The 18,311-nt window shown below is 47.5% G+C and carries 11 protein-coding genes, 2 tRNA genes and 1 pseudogene; 7 read left to right on the top strand and 7 right to left on the bottom strand.

All coding sequences use genetic code 11. The features are described 5' to 3' along the window. The 4 genes and pseudogenes from IM322_RS07180 to IM322_RS07165 form a co-directional block, all read left to right on the top strand. Window positions 1–153: pseudogene (locus IM322_RS07180) on the top strand (IS5/IS1182 family transposase); the annotation flags it as partial. A 212-nt stretch (window positions 154–365) separates the two neighbouring features. Beyond that, a tRNA-Ser gene (locus IM322_RS07175) sits at window positions 366–450 on the top strand. Window positions 451–556: 106 nt separating this feature from the next. Then, a complete protein-coding gene (locus IM322_RS07170; protein WP_287676551.1) occupies window positions 557–1,072 on the top strand; it encodes a GNAT family N-acetyltransferase in 516 nt (171 codons plus the stop codon). Window positions 1,073–1,112: 40 nt separating this feature from the next. Next, a tRNA-Pro gene (locus IM322_RS07165) sits at window positions 1,113–1,186 on the top strand. 328 nt (window positions 1,187–1,514) lie between these two features. Here IM322_RS07165 and IM322_RS07160 read toward each other — a convergent pair. From IM322_RS07160 to IM322_RS07135, 6 genes are all read right to left on the bottom strand, one after another. After that, window positions 1,515–5,546, bottom strand: a complete 4,032-nt coding sequence (locus IM322_RS07160; protein ID WP_287676549.1) for a DNA-directed RNA polymerase subunit beta' — start codon at window positions 5,544–5,546, stop codon at window positions 1,515–1,517. Window positions 5,547–5,762: 216 nt separating this feature from the next. Next, window positions 5,763–9,074: a DNA-directed RNA polymerase subunit beta gene (gene rpoB, locus IM322_RS07155; protein WP_287676548.1), complete on the bottom strand. Its 3,312-nt coding sequence runs from the start codon at window positions 9,072–9,074 to the stop codon at window positions 5,763–5,765. A gap of 156 nt (window positions 9,075–9,230) precedes the next feature. Then, window positions 9,231–10,010 carry a TatD family hydrolase gene (locus tag IM322_RS07150; RefSeq protein WP_287676547.1) on the bottom strand — a complete coding sequence of 260 codons (780 nt, stop codon included), beginning with the start codon at window positions 10,008–10,010 and terminating at the stop codon, window positions 9,231–9,233. Window positions 10,011–10,060: 50 nt separating this feature from the next. Next, window positions 10,061–10,354 (bottom strand): 30S ribosomal protein S20, encoded by a 294-nt coding sequence (rpsT, locus tag IM322_RS07145; RefSeq protein WP_002737368.1) that lies wholly within the window; start codon window positions 10,352–10,354, stop codon window positions 10,061–10,063. A 214-nt stretch (window positions 10,355–10,568) separates the two neighbouring features. Then, a complete protein-coding gene (gene rpoD / locus IM322_RS07140) occupies window positions 10,569–11,819 on the bottom strand; it encodes an RNA polymerase sigma factor RpoD (protein ID WP_304392495.1) in 1,251 nt (416 codons plus the stop codon). A 762-nt stretch (window positions 11,820–12,581) separates the two neighbouring features. Then, window positions 12,582–14,183: a 2-isopropylmalate synthase gene (locus tag IM322_RS07135; RefSeq protein ID WP_287676545.1), complete on the bottom strand. Its 1,602-nt coding sequence runs from the start codon at window positions 14,181–14,183 to the stop codon at window positions 12,582–12,584. Window positions 14,184–14,359: 176 nt separating this feature from the next. On the opposite strand from IM322_RS07135, the gene IM322_RS07130 reads away from it, so the two are divergent. Next, complete coding sequence (locus IM322_RS07130; RefSeq protein ID WP_002783895.1) at window positions 14,360–14,695, top strand: hypothetical protein; 336 nt, start codon at window positions 14,360–14,362, stop codon at window positions 14,693–14,695. Window positions 14,696–14,803: 108 nt separating this feature from the next. Further along, the gene (locus IM322_RS07125; protein ID WP_287676544.1) at window positions 14,804–16,363 is read left to right on the top strand and encodes an FAD-dependent oxidoreductase; all 1,560 of its coding nucleotides are present in this window, start codon (window positions 14,804–14,806) and stop codon (window positions 16,361–16,363) included. 15 nt (window positions 16,364–16,378) lie between these two features. Here the strand turns inward: IM322_RS07125 and IM322_RS07120 are convergent, their stop codons facing one another. Beyond that, entirely contained in the window at window positions 16,379–17,887 is a 1,509-nt protein-coding gene (locus IM322_RS07120; protein ID WP_287676543.1) for a helicase C-terminal domain-containing protein, read from the bottom strand. 183 nt (window positions 17,888–18,070) lie between these two features. Between IM322_RS07120 and IM322_RS07115 the strand changes: the two genes are divergently transcribed. Further along, the coding region (locus IM322_RS07115) for a helix-turn-helix domain-containing protein (protein WP_287713163.1) at window positions 18,071–18,311 on the top strand (241 nt) is incomplete at its 3' end.

Raw genomic sequence — 18,311 nt, 5'->3', positions numbered from 1 at the left:
TTAGTTATCAATCTTTCCACCCTGCTTCGGCAGGTTTTTTGGGCTTTTTTATGTCTGAAATGGAAAAACCGCACTTTTTCTGGGTCAATGATGACAATAAGTTATAGCTTGGGGATTAATCAACAACTAAAGCTTATGCTTGTAGCTAAGTGAAATCATTGATTAAGAGACCTGTACTTTTCAATAACTTTTTGCCGCAAACCCTAATTACGCCTCTAATTGACTAGAATAGACTTCTTGCAGAAGTCGGGGAAGGGGGAAGGGGGAAATTTTAACCTTTAACGTGCACCCCTTTTCCCTACATTTGCCGAAAATTTTTGATTTATGCAGGAGATCTAATGATAGGATATAGGTCTGGCTGCCTTGGAGAGGTGGCAGAGTGGTCGATCGCGCTCGACTTGAAATCGAGTAACCAGCAATGGTTCGTGGGTTCAAATCCCACCCTCTCCGTACTCAACCAATCAAATTTGGACTCAGGTTGCCCGATTGTTCTTAGACAGGGGAAAATAAAATATACTAGGCTAAAAGGATAATATTGAGGCAGTAGCCCCCCGGCATGGTTTTTTGGAAAAGATTGTTTAATAGCTCGGAAGTCACTGCATCTCCTGACTATTCGGGAGACTTGGTAGAGGTTGCCCAGAATGACCTCGGACAGACGCGAGTGTTTTTTAGTATCGATCGAGAGCTAGATCTATATGAGTTAGAAGAACTTTGTGACTCGGTAGGTTGGGCCCGTCGTCCTTTACGCAAAGTTAAAAAGGCGATCGAATGTAGTTTTTTAGTGGTGTCGATGTGGGAAGTGCGAGGTAATCGCCGTCGTTTAGTGGGTTTTGCTCGTGCCACTTCCGATCACGCTTTTAATGCTACGGTCTGGGATGTGGTTGTTCATCCTCACTATCAAAGTAAAGGCTTTGGTAAAGCATTAATGAAATTTATGATTAGGAAGTTGCGGGGTGAGGACATCAGTAATATAACTCTTTTCGCCGATCCGCAGGTGGTGGATTTCTATCGTCGTCTTGGTTTTGTTCTCGATCCCGAAGGTATCAAAGGTATGTTTTGGTATCCCGATTAAGAATGCGGCTCTTAGGCTATACTAAAAAAGGAGTTTATTTCGGGATGTAGCGCAGCTTGGTAGCGCGCCTGCTTTGGGAGCAGGATGCCGCAGGTTCAAATCCTGTCATCCCGACTTGAGAGAAAATTCTTAAAATCCTAACTTTGTCTCCTTTCCGGTTGACAAAAAAGGCTGCCTTCTTTTATTGCCAAACTCAGGTGATACTAAATCCGTTGAGTATAGGCTACTTATGAGGACAGGCACTCATGCAATAGGCAATAGGCAAAAGGGGCAATAGATAATCAGTCTTTAATAACCGGATTTAGTATGAATTAGCCAGAAAATTAGGGAGTTTGGGGAGAGAAGCAGGAGATTCTTGGGGAATAATCGGGGTTTTTCTCTAGAAAAATTGCCCTTGCCTCCCCGTGTCTCCCACTGCTCCTTGTAATATCTCCACAGACGATTATTCTTCTTCTTCGTAATCCTCCTCGAAATCGTCCTCCTCCCCTTCCTCATCCGGTTCTGACCAGCGATCGCTGATGGGTTGGCGACTAAAGCGACTGCTGCCGCGGGAGGAGAGGAAAGCCATCTCATCATCCTCTAAATCGACCACATCACCCTCAGCGTAGGCGCGAGCGGTTTGATCGTCAAGAATCATATCGCTATCCTCACTACTATCGCCGAAACCGGGACGAGGGGGCAAGCCGAGGCCGCCGGGGGGAGCGTAATAGCTACGATTGTTGTAGTTATATTCCTCCTCTGGGGGGGTGTAATCGCTGATCCCCGCCGTGTTTTCGTGGGAATTGAAGCCAGTACCCGCCGGAATCAGACGACCGATAATCACGTTTTCCTTGAGACCCCGTAACCAGTCGGACTTGCCTTCGATCGCCGCTTCGGTGAGGACGCGGGTGGTTTCTTGGAAGGAGGCGGCACTGATAAAGCTATCGGTATTCAAGGAAGCTTTGGTGATCCCCAGTAGTACAGGCGTATATTTAGCTGCCGCCCCACCGGTGATCGACATGGCTTCGTTTACCGTCTCCACCTGTCGCAGTTCCAACAATTCCCCAGGTAACATACTGGTATCGCCGCCGTCATCGATCCGCACCTTAGAGGTCATCTGACGCACGATCACTTCAATATGTTTATCGGCAATATCGATCCCTTGGGATTGGTAAACCGACTGTACCTGATCAACGAGGAACATCTGGGTTTTTTCCAAGGCTTTCAGGGCTGCCTCGTAACTGCCCAGGCTATCCACATAATAATTAAAGAACACCTCTAAAATCTCGTGGGGATTAGCCTGACCATCGGTTAACGCCTGACCCACATCAATACGCTGATTATCGCTCACCAGAGGGTTTTGACTGCCTAAAAGCGGATATTCACTGATCGTGCCGTCATCCTCGACCACCTTAATATCGACGATCTCAGAATCTTGGTACTCCACTTGACAAACTCCCGGTTTGCGTGCCAGGACACAGGCCTCTTTCGGTTTGCGGGCTTCGAGCAGTTCTTCGATTCTCGGCAAACCTTGAATGATATCCCCAGTTTTCGAGCGCTCAAACACCAACAGCACCAAATTATCGCCCCGTTGGACAAGATCTCCCTCGTCGATGTGCAGAATGGCCCCCGCCGATACTCGGTAGGGTCGGGCCTTACGCAGACGGATTTCATAGCCAGTGGCGGTTTTGTCAACGGCCAGCACTTGACCGGAATTGGGGGCTAAAACTCCAGCAGCGATCTCAGCTTCGGCGATTACCAGATCCCTGGCCTTGACGGTGGGAGCAACAGCGAGCGGGAGAATAAACTCGTCACGGTCACTGACAATTAAAAGACGGCGTACCGCTTCGCTGCCCTTGCGAATCCCGCGAATTTCCCCAGCTTCCTTACACTGGATTTCGGTCCGGGCCACCACTGCCCCCGGTGGAATTTCATCGCCATCTTGGACGAGAACGCGAGTCTGAATATTACCCCCTAAAGGATCATTATCACTATCTCGACGCAGCACCAGAGATTCGAGAATAACTAACTGTAAACGCTGACAATCGCTGTCCTCGCACCGCTTCGCGGCTCCCTGCGGGATCGGTTCTAACTCGATATCGGCCGTCAGATGGGAGACCGATTCTGGTTCTTCGCTAGAAATTTCTAGGACTAATTGGGTGCTAATCAGTTGACAACCCTCGACGGATTTAACTCTTTCCCCGTCTTTAAAGAAAATGCGCTGCACCGAGCGCAGTTCGATATGTCGTCCTCCTTCTTGGTTAGCGGAACCTTGGGTCGGAGAAGTGGATTGGTCTTCTACGGTGAACTCCTGTACTGGTCGCAGTAGTAACCCCAAACCCTCGTTAGTTTCCACCCATTCCGCTTGCCGTAACTCCTCGATCGTGACTTCAGGAGTCAACTGTGTCCCTGGGTAAATTAACTGTTCTTGGGCAATTCCGGAGGATTCCGGTTCGATATCCATAAATAACAGCCCCGGTTTGACAATAATCTCCCGGAGGATGTCATTTTTCTGGATGACTTCCACCACACCGCTAGAGTTACAGAAGATGTCTTTAACCACTTCTTCCCCTGCTTCCACATACTGCCCATCTTCCACCTGTAAGAGGGAGATATCTTTATTGACTTCGTGGGTTTCTTCGGGAATCCAGAGGATCGTGCCGCCTTTGGTGATTTCATAACCCTGTTTGCGGCTGCCTTTGGAGACTTCGATATCGACGTATTTAATCATCCCGCCGGTGTGGGTTTGATAGCGATCGTCGATTAACTCGGCGACAATGGCATGATTCTGTACTTTTGTCCCCGGAGTGGTTTTCAGCAGGAAGCGTTGACCATCGACCGTATGAATAATAAATTGTTCCCGACCGGCACTACTTTCTACTTTTACTTCGGCCTGATCCAAGGACACGGAAGCGGTGACGATATCGATTTCCCGGCTATTGGGGGCTAAACGCACCAAACCGCCGTTAGTGGATACCAGCTTAGTTTCCGCCAGAACATCCCCCACTTGTACTGTATCGCCGTTACTGACCACGGGTTCGGCCCCCGGCGGCAAGTTATACACTTCTCCGGAGAGAATCCATAGTAATCCCCCCCGTTGGGCGATGCGGGTGGTGTTGCCTTGGCGATCGGTTTTTTCCTCTGGGACTAATTGGGAGAATAGCACCTCGCCAGCTAAGTCACTGGTTACGTCTTTTGTGGCTTTTTCCGTGGATTTTTGGACTTTATCGGAGGTAATTTCCGCTAGTAACTGTTCCTTGCTTACTGTTGCCCCATCGGTGACGAATAGCAGCGAACCCGGAGTCAAAGAGTAGGTGACAGTTTCTTTAGTTTTATCCTTGGGTGTTAATTTAATTTCCCCCGGAGCCTCCACCTGATCCCGTTCATCCCCGTGGCGAGTTCGCACGTTACGGATACTTAACCCCGGCAGAAAACGCACGGTTCCCTCGAAGGGACTCCGCACTTGCCGGGCTACTTCTCCAGTAAATACGCCCCCGGTGTGGAAGGTACGCATGGTTAACTGAGTCCCCGGTTCCCCGATCGATTGGGCGGCAATAATCCCCACTGCTTCCCCCATATCCACCGGATGACCGTGGGCCAGACTCCAACCGTAACAGGTTTGACAAACCGAGCGGGCTGCTTCACAGGTTAAGGGGCTGCGGACTTTGATTTTATCGACGAGTAGCCCTAGTTTTTCGGCGGTTTCGTCATCGATAATCTGGTTGCGGGTGGCGATCACTTCTCCATTGACCACCACATCTTCGGCCAAGGAACGACCTAATAAGCGATCGCTTAAGGGAATTAACACGCGATCACCATCGGTCATGGCGGTTAATTCAACATAACGATTAGTGCCACAATCTGCCTCGCGGACGATGACATCTTGGGACACATCGACGAGACGACGGGTCAGATAACCGGAATCTGCCGTCCGTAGGGCTGTATCAACTAAACCTTTGCGCGCCCCGTAGGAGGAAATAACGTATTCGGTAACGGTCAATCCTTCCCGGAAGTTAGTCTTAATCGGGAGGTCGATAATTTCCCCCTGGGGATTAGCCATTAATCCCCGCATTCCGACTAACTGACGCACTTGGCTCATATTACCCCGCGCCCCGGAGAAAGCCATCATATAGACGGAGTTGAGGGGATCGGTCACTTGGAAGTTGCGAATTACTTCATCTTTAAGCGATTCAGATGTACTATTCCAAGTGTCAATTACTTTTTGGAAGCGTTCCACTTCGGTGATTTCCCCGCGCACATAACGCTGTTCGGTTTGCCGGATTTCCTGTTCGGCACTTTCGATCATCTGTCGTTTAGCCGGCGGTACGGTTAAATCATCCACACTAATGGAAACCCCTGCTTTGGTAGCGAAACGAAACCCGAGGTTTTTCAATTCATCGGCCATTTGTGAACAGCGCGCCGAACCGTAGTTTTGATAGGCCCAAGCGATCAGTTTTTTCAGTTTTCCTTTGTCAACAGTTTGGTTATAAAACATCTCGATCCCAGTAATAATTAAACAGCTATTAGCTATCAGCCATCAGCATTCAGCTATCAGTTAGAAAAGGGAACAGGGAATAGGGAACGGGGAATAGGGAATAGGCAAATTTTTACTTTACTGTCCTTTTTTTTGCTTTTTCCTGGAAAATTCTCTCCTGTCTCCTGACTACTGACTCCTGACTTCTCACTGATAACTGATTACTGATCACTGAAATTACACTTCCGATTCTTCTTCTTCAAGGTCTTCCGTGGTTAAGGATTCGTAGGTGGGGCGAGAGGGGGCGCGACGACCGACATCGACCATCAGATCCACCTCCACATCGCGGGAAGTACCATCGGGGGCATTTTCCACCTTGTGAACGGCGATATCGAGGCCGAGGGATTGCAATTCTCGCATCAAAACCTTAAAGGATTCTGGCGTACCCGGGCGGGGAATCGGCTTGCCTTTTACGATCGCATTTAAAGCCTCATTCCGTCCTTGCATATCATCGGATTTTACCGTTAGCAATTCCTGCAAGGTATAGGCTGCTCCGTAGGCCTCTAGGGCCCAGACTTCCATTTCTCCGAAGCGCTGACCCCCCTGTTGAGCTTTACCGCCCAGGGGTTGCTGAGTAACCAAGGAGTAGGGACCGGTAGAGCGGGCGTGAATCTTATCATCAACCAGGTGAACCAGTTTTAACATATAGGCCATACCGACGGTAACGGGACGGTCAAAGGGTTCGCCGGTGCGACCATCGTAAACGGTGACTTTACCCGCGTGTTCTTCCTTGAACACCCAATCGCGATTGGGTTTTTTCGAGGCATTTTCTAGCAATCCGTGGACGGTTAAACGGCTGGCTTCTTCCCCGTACATTTCGTCAAAGGGAGTAATCTTAAAGCGTACGCCTAGATTTTCGCCGGCCCAACCCAGTAAACATTCAAACACCTGACCGACGTTCATGCGACTGGGAACCCCCAGGGGATTGAGAACGATATCGACGGCACGACCATCGGGGAGGTAGGGCATATCTTCTAGGGGCAGAATGCGAGAAATAATCCCTTTATTGCCGTGACGACCCGCCATTTTATCGCCCACTTGGATTTTGCGTTTTTGGGCAACATAGACCCGCACCACCATATTGGCCCCGGGGGGTAATTCATCCCCCTGTTCGCGGGTAAATACCCGCACATCTACTACCCGGCCTTTTTCGCCGTTGGGGACGCGTAGGGAGTTATCCCGTACATCCCGGGCTTTTTCGCCGAAAATCGCCCGCAGTAGTTTTTCTTCGGGGGGTTGGTCTGATTCGCCTTTCGGGGTGACTTTCCCGACGAGGATATCGCTTGCTTCTACCCAAGCACCGATGCGAATAATGCCGCGTTCATCGAGGTTTCGCAGGGCATCTTCACCGACGTTGGGAATTTCCCTGGTGATTTCCTCAGGTCCAAGTTTAGTTTGACGGGCTTCGATTTCGTATTTTTCGATGTGGATACTGGTATAGACATCTTGTGCCACCAGTCTTTCACTGATTAAAATTGCGTCTTCGTAGTTATAGCCTTCCCAGGGCATATAGGCGACGAGGATATTCTGGCCGAGGGCGATTTCCCCTCCTTCGGTGGCGGAACCATCGGCGAGGATCTGCCCAGGGACAACCTGTTCCCCTTGATAGACTAAAGGACGCTGATTTAAGCAGGTATCTTGGTTAGAGCGTTGATATTTCTGAATTTCGTACTCGATCTCGCTCTTGCCGAAAATCTCTTTGTCTTCATCCGCCACTTTGATGCGAATCCGGTTAGCATCGACGTAGGAAACGACCCCATTGGTACGGGAAACGATGACCATGCCAGAGTCGCGAGCGGCCTGTGCTTCCAATCCGGTACCCACAAGGGGACGTTCGGGACGCAGCAGGGGAACCGCTTGTCGTTGCATATTAGAACCCATGAGGGCGCGGTTAGCGTCGTCGTGTTCGAGGAAGGGAATCAGGGAAGTTGCCACCGAGACAATTTGGACGGGGGAAACACAAACGTAGTCCACTTGTTCGGGGGAAGTGGTGGAGAATTCCTGCCGATAGCGCACCGGGATAGTTTCGCCGAGGATATAACCATTTTCATCGGTGGCCACGTCTCCCGGTGCTACCCGCAGATCGTCTTCTTCGTCGGCGGTTAGGTATTTAACGGGGAGATCATAGCGTACTCGGCCATTTTCCACGACATAACAGGGGGTTTCAATAAAACCGTAGTCGTTGACGCGAGCGTAGGTGGCCAGGGAACCGATTAAACCGGCGTTGGGACCTTCTGGGGTTTCCACCGGACAAATGCGACCGTGGTGGGAGGGGTGGATGTCGCGCACGGCAAAACCGGCCCGTTCCCGGGTGAGACCGCCGGGGCCGAGGGCGGAAATGCGGCGTTTATGGGTCAATTCCGCTAGGGGATTGGTTTGATCCATGAACTGGGAGAGTTGCGAGGAACCAAAGAATTCTTTAATCGCCGCTACTAGGGGTTTCGGGTTGACTAGGGAAGCGGGGGTGAGGTTTTGGGATTCGCTGACGGTCATCCGTTCCCGAATGATTCTTTCTAAGCGGTTTAAACCTACTCGCACTTGGTTTTGGAGCAGTTCACCCACGGAACGGACGCGACGGTTGCCGAGGTGGTCGATGTCGTCGGTGTTGCCGATGTCAAATTCGAGGTTAATTAGGTAGTCGATCGCCGATAAAATGTCGGTGGTGGTGAGAACGCGCTGGTTATCGGGGACGTTGAGGCGTAGTTTTTTGTTGAGTTTATAACGACCAACGCGCCCGAGATCGTAGCGTTTATTGTCAAAAAAGCGCGATTCGAGCAGTTGTTGTCCGCCGGTGACGGTGGGAGGTTCTCCGGGGCGTAGTTTCCGGTAGAGGTCGAGGAGGGCCTCTTCTTCGGTGGGATTGCCTTCTTTGTCGAGGGTTTTTTGGTAGAATTCGGGATGGCGTAGGGAGTCAAAGATTTCGTTATCGCTCAATCCGATCGCTTTCAGGAGAACTTGGGCGGATAATTTGCGGGTTTTGTCGATTCTGACCCAGACTAAGCCGTTTTTGTCGGTTTCAAATTTTAACCAAGCTCCTCGGTTGGGAATCAGGGAAGCGGAGTAGGTACGGCGACCGTTTTTGTCGATTTCGGCTTTGTAGTAAACACCGGGGGAACGGACGATCTGATTGACGATGACTCGTTCGGCCCCGTTAATAATAAAGGTTCCCCGTTCGGTCATCAGGGGTAAATCGCCGATAAAGACTTCCTGTTCGATGTTTTCTCCCGTTTCTTTGTTGATTAAACGGGTGGGAACGTACATCTGAACGGAATAGGTGCTATCGCGTCGTTTGGCTTCATCGACGTTGTATTTCGGTTCTTTGAGTCTGTAGTCCTGCCCGAGGAAATGTAGTTCTAATTTACCTGTATAGTCGCTGATGGGGGAAAAGCTATTCAGTTCCTCGATTAGTCCTTCTTCCAAAAACCACCGAAAACTGGAGTGTTGGATTTCGATGAGGTCGGGTAAGAGGTTAAAGGTAAGATTGTTCATAGGGTTACAAGGGCTGATGACACGATAGCGACGGTCGGGAATTGCTCTCGGAGATCGGGGTTTTTAGGGGTTGGGTGTTGGATGTTAGGGTTTTAGTTGAATTCCCCCATTTCCCCATTTCCTCGTCCCCTGCTCTGTGCTAATAAACTATGTTTTTTAACTGGGGAGTTGAAATAAGTTGCGGGCGTTCTGGGTGGTTTGTTCGGCTAGGGTTTCGAGGGAAACGCCGCGCAGACGGGCGACGGTTTCGGCCACATGGAAGACGAAAGAGGGTTCACAAGGTTTACCGCGGTGGGGATTGGGTGAGAGAAAGGGGCAATCGGTTTCGATCAGTAGGCGATCGCCAGGGACAATTTGGGCGGCAGCTTGCACGGTTTTACTGTTTTTGAAGGTGACAATGCCGCTAAAGCTGATGTAAAAACCCAAATCTAAAAACCATTGAGTTTCTTCGGGGTTGCCAGTCCAGCAGTGCATCACGCCGCGAATTTTGCCCACTTGTTGCCGAAAGGCGATGATTTCCTCCCGCATGACCGGGGCTGCATCTCGACAATGGATAATCACGGGTTTATCGAGACGATGGGCGATTTCTAATTGCGTCCAAAAGACCTGTTTTTGCTGCTCTTGATTATCCGCTTTATAGAAGTCTAAACCCATTTCCCCGATCGCCACGACGCGCCGATCAGATCGGGCTAGGGATTCGATCTGATCGGCACTATTATCTCGCCATTTTTGGGCATCTAGGGGATGTAAACCGACGGCGAAGGAAATTTCCTCAAATTGATCGGCAATGGCTTTAATCGCTGCAAACTCCTCTGGTTGAACACAGGAGTGAACCAGATGAACGACTCCCACACTTCGCCAACGTTCGGAGATAGCGGGCAAGTCGGCTTGCAAAACGTCAAAGTTCAAATGAACGTGCGTATCTATTAATTGCATCGACCCCCGATCGCTTGTTGCGTCTGTCCTGATTACAGCTTAATCGTTTCTTAGGAAGCTTGGCTAACTTTTTGCAAAGCTTTGGCTAAACCGGCTTTTTTTCTAGCGCCGTTGTTCCGGTGCAAGACGTTGCGCTTGACGGCTTTATCGATTTTACTGTAAGCTTCCGATAGAGCTTGTTGGGCGCTTTCTAGCCCTTCTGGGCTGGGGTTGGCTCCGTAGGCTGAGACAGCGACAAGACATTTTTTGATCAGGGTTCTTACGGCTGACTTGTACGCTTTGTTGCGTAGACGATTTCTTTCGGAGATTTGGACTCGTTTGAGTGCAGACTTTGTATTAGCCACAGTCGTTTCTTGTTCTCAATACTGGTATGGTTAATCGGGACACAGACAAACCATAATAACAGATCTGTGCTATTTGTTGCAAGAGTTTTCTGGACAAGATTGGGGCAACCCCGGAGATATTTTCAGGATTAGGTTCCCACAGATGGGGAAGTGTAGTTGACGATAAAACTGAGCCTCAAGGAGACTCAGTTGCCAGTTTTTTAAGAGCGGGAAGTTAACGAATGTACTCTTTGAGGATACTATTACGGTTGGGGTGACGCAGTTTCCGCAGGGCCTTGGCTTCTATTTGACGAATGCGCTCGCGAGTGACGTTGAAAATCTGGCCGATTTCTTCGAGTGTTTTCATCCGGCCGTCATCTAAACCGTAGCGCAGACGCAGCACATCGCGTTCGCGAGGACTAAGGGTATCGAGGACGTTTTCTAAATCCTCGCGTAATAAATTTTTAGAAACTTCATCTTCTGGGGTTTCCCCATCTGCTTCGATAAAGTCTCCTAAACGGGAATCTTCTTCTTTACCGATGGGAGTCTCTAGAGAAATAGGTAATTGGGCAGATTTAGCAATAAAACGCAGTTTTTCAATGGTCATCTCCATCTTGGTGGCGATTTCTTCCTCGGTGGGTTTGCGACGCATTTCCTGAGAAAGAATCTTGGTGGTTTTTTTGATCCGGGAGATGGTTTCGTAGAGGTGGACGGGAAGTCTAATGGTGCGGGATTGATCGGCGATCGCCCGGGTGATGGCTTGACGAATCCACCAAGTGGCATAGGTGGAGAATTTATAACCCTTTTCGTGGTCGAATTTTTCGGCGGCGCGGATCAAACCGAGGGAACCTTCTTGAATTAAATCTTGGAAGGAAAGACCACGATTCATGTATTTCTTGGCGATGGAAACCACTAAACGCAGGTTCGATTGTACCATTTTTTCCTTAGCGCGACGACCATGGTACAATCGACGCTTAAAGGCCGATAAGTATTCCTTTGATTTCGCCAGCCATTCTTCCACCAGGGGAGCCATTAGCTCCGTCTTACCTAAATAAGCCTTAATATCCGATAATTTCGGTTCTTTTTCCGATTTTTCTGCGATAATTTTTTCGATGCGCTCGAACAAGAAAACCTGTTTTCCCCATTCAGCATCGGTATAGAGGCGAAAATCTTCGCGAATACGTTCTAATTTCAGTAGATCGGCGATTTTTCTCGCTAATTCGATCTCCTCCTCCGCTCTCAATAACCGAATCCTGCCGATCTCTTGCAGATAAATCCGAATCGAATCTTCCGTATAGGGTTTTTTTCTGGCCGCGTCGCGACGACGAGCGCTGGCAAGGCGGCGGGTTTTTTTGCCATCGTTGCTATCGCTGGTTTCTTCTAGCTCTAACTCGATATCCTCATCATCGAAGTCTTCGTCTAGGTCAATCAAATCTAAATCCAATTGCGGCTCGGTAAGGGTTAGTACATCGTGGGCCTGCGTCATGCCGTTTTCCTCTTGCTCCTTCTGTGCAAAACTAGAAGATCGAATCTCAATCTAGGTGATACTGAACGAATTTGTGTCTCCAATCCGAGACGGGGAAAGACTTTTCCGATTGTAGCTTTAATTACAACAAATGGGAGAAGATCTTTGCTTAAATTCTCTTGTGTCGATGCGATTTTAGCGACACGGAATGCTGTTTTAGATCGGTCAACTCATAATCTGGCTCCTGCAAAAATTGGGTAAATGGCTGGAGGACTGCAATCCGATCACCCGATTGTCTGCGGTGTTGACCAGATAGCTAACAATCAAAGGAATTATGGGGTGGGTTAACTGTTCCCAATGGCAAGGGGAACAGCATTCCTATTTGCCTTTGCTAATTCCTTTGGTCCTTAGCCATTGTATTTAATTTGATCGGATTCTTACGGATAAATTTCATCCCTCATTGCTTTTACGGGAATCTGTTTTTGGTACATCTGCACCATGATTAATCAGAGCGCAAGCTCATAATATTAACTTAGCAACATTTTAGAAATTTGCGAGACAAATTTAAGATTTTCTCCAACAGCGCCATGGGGAGTGGGAATTATGAATTATGAATTATGAATTGGGGTGACCACTTCGTGCGCGTTGCGGGGGGAAGTGGGGTGGTGGGGAAGTGGGGTGATGGGGTGGTCACTGCGTGCGCGTTGCGGGGGGAAGTGGGGTGGTGGGGAAGTGGGGGAATTTCAACTAAAACCCTAAAACCCTAACACCCTAAAACCCTATCTAGACTTGTACCATTTCTGGGGTTTTTTCCTTCTGCTGCAGTGCGACGTGGAGACGGTTTAAGGCACTGACGTAGGCGCGAGCGGAGGCGACAATAATATCGGTATCGGCCGCGCGAGCAGAATAGGTGCGTCCTTCGTAACGGAGACGGATAGTCACTTCTCCCAAAGCATCGATTCCCTCGGTAACTTCCCGCACCGAGAAAGAGATTAATTCGTTAGGAATCTTCACCACTCGATCGATCGCTTTGCAGAGAGCATCCACTGGCCCTGTACCAATGGCCGCATCGGATAACTCGCTACCGTCGGGATTGCGAATCGTTACCGTGGCCGTGGGCCGGGCGCTATTTCCACAGGACACTTGTACTAATTCAAGGCGGAAGTGATCGGGAACGGTATCGATTTCATCGTTAACAATCGCTTCCAGATCGCGATCGGTGATTTCCTTTTTGCGATCGGCCATTTCCTTAAACTGGATAAAAGCGTTATTAAGTTCCGTTTCCGAAAGTTCAAAACCCAATTCCTGTAAACGAGAGCGAAAAGCGTTGCGGCCGGAGAGTTTACCGAGAACGATCTGATTATGGGTTAAACCGATCGATTCTGCATCCATAATCTCATAGGTGAGTTTATGTTTTAACACCCCGTCCTGATGGATTCCAGACTCGTGTGCGAAAGCGTTAGCACCGACGATCGCCTTATTCGGTTGCACGATCATGCCGGTAAGATTAGAAACTAGGCGAGAAGTGCGATAGATTTCCTTGGTGTTGATCTTGGTTAAAGGTTCCGTGGACTCTGGGGGACGACCAAGGAAAGGATTAAAATAGGAGCGCCGGACATGAAGGGCCATCACCAATTCTTCTAGGGAAGCATTACCGGCGCGCTCACCGATACCGTTAATGGTACATTCCAACTGTCGAGCGCCATTTTTAACTGCTTCGAGGAAATTAGCCACCGCTAACCCTAAATCGTCGTGACCATGGACGGAGATAATCGCTTGGTCGATATTGGGGACATTTTCCTTAATTCCCCGGATTAAAGCCCCAAATTCGCTGGGGGTGGTGTAACCGACGGTATCGGGAATGTTAACGGTGGTGGCTCCTGCGGCGATCGCTCTTTCGAGGACTTGATAGAGGAATTCCGGATCGCTGCGGCCGGCATCTTCGGGGGAAAATTCCACATCATTAAGGAAGGATTTGGCATAGGCCACCATTTCTGGCACAATCTCAAGAACTTCCTGACGGGTCTTCTTAAGTTTGTATTGGAGGTGGATATCGGATGTGGCTAGGAAGGTGTGAATTCTGGGCTTGGCGGCGGGTCTGAGCGCATCGGCGGCAGATTTGATGTCTTTTTGGGTAGCCCGGGCTAATCCGCAAATAATCGGGCTATCAGCTTCGCTGCCGACGCTGGCGGCAATTTTCTGAACCGCTTCAAAGTCCCCCGGACTAGCGTGGGGAAAACCCGCTTCAATGACATCAACTCCCAGTCGTGCCAGTGCGCGCGCTATGGTTAGCTTCTCATCCACATTTAAAGCGGCACCCGGGGACTGTTCCCCATCTCGAAGGGTGGTATCGAAGATAATCACACGGTCTGGACTGGTATTCATAGTTTTTTTGTACCGTTAACGAACTTGGGAGTTGTTCCTCTGATTATAGCAGCCGCGGCCGAGGGGATTGTTAAGGAAAATTACGCTGAGAATTTCTCGACTTGCTCGCGCTTTTCCTGCTTGCCCTTTTTTTGGCTACCATAGAGGATATAGATAAATTGGCGAGGGAGTTAACAATGTTTGGCAAACCAGCGAAAGAACCGAACCCACCGGAGGTAAAAGACCTACAGGAGGTGATGTTTTCGATTAAGCAAAATCTCGAACCCGATCAGGATAAAACTGATATTAATCTTGTTGAGACTCCCCCGCCAGAGGTGGTTACTGTAGTTGAAAATATTAGTAAAATTCTCTCTCCCTATTTTATCGTTTTGGTGGGTTTATTCCTCTATGATCGGAATAGTTTTATCGGTTTTTTGTTAGTCTTTACGGGAGTTTTAGCAATTTTCGGAGTTTCTCTCAAGGATATTAATAAACTTATTGAAGAAGGGAAAAAGTTTTTCCAATCTAAATAGTTTTCCTCTCTGGATATGGTGATAACTGGTAACTGATAACTGGTAACTGGTAACTGATAACTGGTAACTGATAACTGATAACTGATAACTGATAACTGATATAAGATTATGTCTTTAGTTGCATCTTTACTCGATCGAGTATCTCCTCAGAGTTTACAACAATTGCGAGCCAGCGATCGAGCTTGGCAAGCTTTGCGCTTAGAAAATCCAGTTATTCCTACGGTAATTAATCAAAGTCAAGAATTTTTAGGAGAGACGGATTTTGATCTAGTGATTGCGGGGGGAACTTTGGGAATTTTTATCGGGGCTGCTTTGCAAACTAGGGGCTGGCGTGTGGCATTATTAGAAAGAGGTATTCTGCGCGGTCGTCAGCAGGAGTGGAATATTTCACGTTTAGAATTAAGCAGTTTTTTAGAGTTAGATTTATTGACAGAAGCTGAATTAAATCAAGCGATAGCGACGGAATATAATCCTGCGAGGGTGGGATTTTATCAAGGTTATGAGCTTTGGGTCAGAGATATTTTAAATATCGGTGTTGATCCGGTTTATTTGCTAGAGACTTTAAAAAATAAGTTTTTGCAAGCGGGAGGAAAGTTATTAGAAAATTCGGGGTTTAGCGGGGCAATTGTTCATCCCGATGGAGTAATGGTTAAAACGGGAGAAGTGACTTTAAAAACCCGTTTATTAATCGATGCCATGGGTCATTTTTCAGCAATTGCAAAACAGGCAAGAAAAGGAGAAAAACCCGATGGAGTTTGTTTAGTGGTGGGTAGTTGCGGTCAGGGTTTTCCCAGTAATGAAACTGGTGATTTGATTTATTCTTTTACCCCAATCTTGCACCAATGTCAATACTTTTGGGAAGCATTTCCCGCTAGGGATGGTCGGACAACTTATTTATTTACCTATCTCGATACCCATCCCGATCGCTTTAGTTTAGAATTTTTGATGGAGGAGTATTTAAGATTACTGCCGGAGTATCAAAAGGTGGATTTAGAAGCGGTAAAATTTCAGCGTTTTCTAGCGGGTTTTTTCCCTGCCTATCGTCAAAGTCCTTTAAAAATGCCTTGGTCAAGAATTCTGGCAGTGGGAGATAGTAGCGGTAGTCAATCTCCGGTAAGTTTTGGTGGTTTTGGGGCAATGGTCAGGCATTTAAAAAGGCTAACTTTCGGCATCGAGGAAGCTTTACAAATCGATGCTTTAAACCGAGAAGATTTAGCCCTTTTACAACCCTATCAACCGAATATATCGGTAACGTGGCTATTTCAAAAAACCATGAGTGTCCAGATATATGCTAACCCTAATCCCAATCAAATTAATGACTTAATGAGTGGAGTTTTTCGGGTAATGGATAAGTTGGGAGATGAGGTATTAAAACCGTTTTTACAGGATGTGGTGCAGTTTTCTTCCCTCTCAAAAACTTTGCCTTTGGTTAATCCTCAATTAGTTTTACCGATGATTCCGCAAGTGGGTATCAGTCCTTTTATCGATTGGACGGGACATTATTTTAATTTAGCTTTGTATAGTGGTTTATATCCCTTGGCAGCCACCTTAAAACCTGTTTTAGAAAAGTTACCCGACAAGCAAAAATATCTTTACCATCGTTATTTAGACAGTTGGAAATATGGCTCTGGGGGAGATTTTATCAGTAAACTGATAACTGATAACTGATAACTGATAACTGATTTAATCTTTATCTTGAAAAAATTGTTGATCGAGATAATTAACTTTAGCATAGGGTTCTAAAGCGGAGAGAATTTGTCGGCCATAACTGCGGGCATTGACACGATTATCGAGGACAGCCACACAACCTTGACACTCCCGGAGAGACTGGACAGATTTCTGAATTTCCCTCACTGCTGTGGGTAAAAGATAGGCACGAAACCAGTCGAGATGTTGTCGTTTGTAGTAAGCAATTTTGCCAGCAACGAGAGGATTTTCGGGGGATGGTAAGGGTAAAGTAGCGATAATTAATAAACTGGGAGTCGGAAATTTTTCTTGATGGGTTTGCCAGAATTGCCAACCACAAACCAGAATAGTATTATTATTAATCTCAGTTTTTTCCACTTGCACTCGCGAACCGTAATCGGCTGCGATTTGGGTGGCAATTTGTGCCTTGAGGGGAACATCTTCAATCAGGATTACTATCGGTTGTTCACTGGTATGATTAGCACTAACTAATTCTCGCACTTGCTTTAATAACATCGGTTGAAATTCGGGTGTGTTGGGGGCGCTGATGCGATCGGGTAGATATAAATGAATATATTCACTTTCGCGATCAGCTGCAAACTTTAGAGTTAAAATTTCTCCGATACCCTGATTTTGACGGTATAAATTAGCGGATTTTTCGCTATCTAAAAAACTGCCGATTAAAACAAAGGGTTGCTGCTGCCAAATTGGTTTGAGAAAACTAGCCACTTCCAGAGGACTGATTTTTAGGGTAAATTCTTCTCGCTCTCGATCTACTGATGTCCAGAGGAGATAATTATGCTCGGAGATTTTTGCCGCTAAAAGTTGCCAAGCAGAATCAGTGGCTAAGTCTTGATCCAAGCGTTGCAGGAGAGCAATTATATATTCTTTTTCTTTGGCATCAATAAGATAGCAATTATAGGGATTAATTGGATGACCAAGAATACTTTGGCTAAGTTGTGCTTTAATTAAGTCTATAATCTCTCTATGCTGGGGATATGCTGACCCTAAAGCGAACCATTGTTCGGGAGTAATGGTGACGGTGAGATAATCTATTAGACAAGTTTCTAAATCTTCGGATCGATCGATTATTGTGGGGATATTCTGGGGAAAATGACCGAGATTGCCCAATTTATCCTCTAACCATTTTTGGGGTGTGGTGAGGAGTAAACCCGTAAAATTAGCGGGAAAGCGATCACTTTTGAGGATATCTCGCTGAGTTTGTAACCATGCTTGCAGATGGGGGATTTCCACTTCTAACAGTAGGTTTACTTCTGACTCCGGGGCAACAACCAGAACAGGTGTATCAGCTAAAAGAGCTGGGGTGAGATAACTGAGACAATAACGGGTGAGAGTAGTTCCAGTTTGTATGAGAGAGGAACGTTTTAGGCGTAAAGCTCTAGCCACCAGTCGCCCCATAGTGAGATGATGAGACCAGTAAAAGCGCCCTTGTTCCCGTAAAAAAGCGCGTAGGGAAGAATGAACCGCTGCTTCTAATAAAACCATCTCATCTCAGTTATTGGTTATCAGTGATCGATCATCGAAAATTTTGGGTCTGAAACCCCGTCGTTCTACGACGGCTTTACTGTTAAATACTAGCGCATTTACACGATATATGCTAGAATGTAAGACATGGAGAAAGCCTATTCTTACCGATGATTTTACCCCACACCAGAACAAGAGTCGCTATTGCGGCGCACATTGGGCTGTGTAAGATTAGTTTACAACAAAGCTCTCCACGAACGAACACAAGCATGGTACGAAAGACAAGAAAGAGTAGGATATACTGAAACATCTTCAATGCTAACCGAGTGGAAAAAGCAAGAAGAATTAGACTTTCTCAATGAAGTTAGTTGTGTACCTTTACAACAAGGGTTAAGACATTTACAAACAGCTTTTACTAACTTCTTTGCTGGTCGTACTAAGTATC

It is taken from the genome of Microcystis sp. M109S1 (genome assembly GCF_020247025.1).
GTDB lineage: Bacteria > Cyanobacteriota > Cyanobacteriia > Cyanobacteriales > Microcystaceae > Microcystis.
This window is presented reverse-complemented; position numbering and strand designations above follow the sequence as displayed.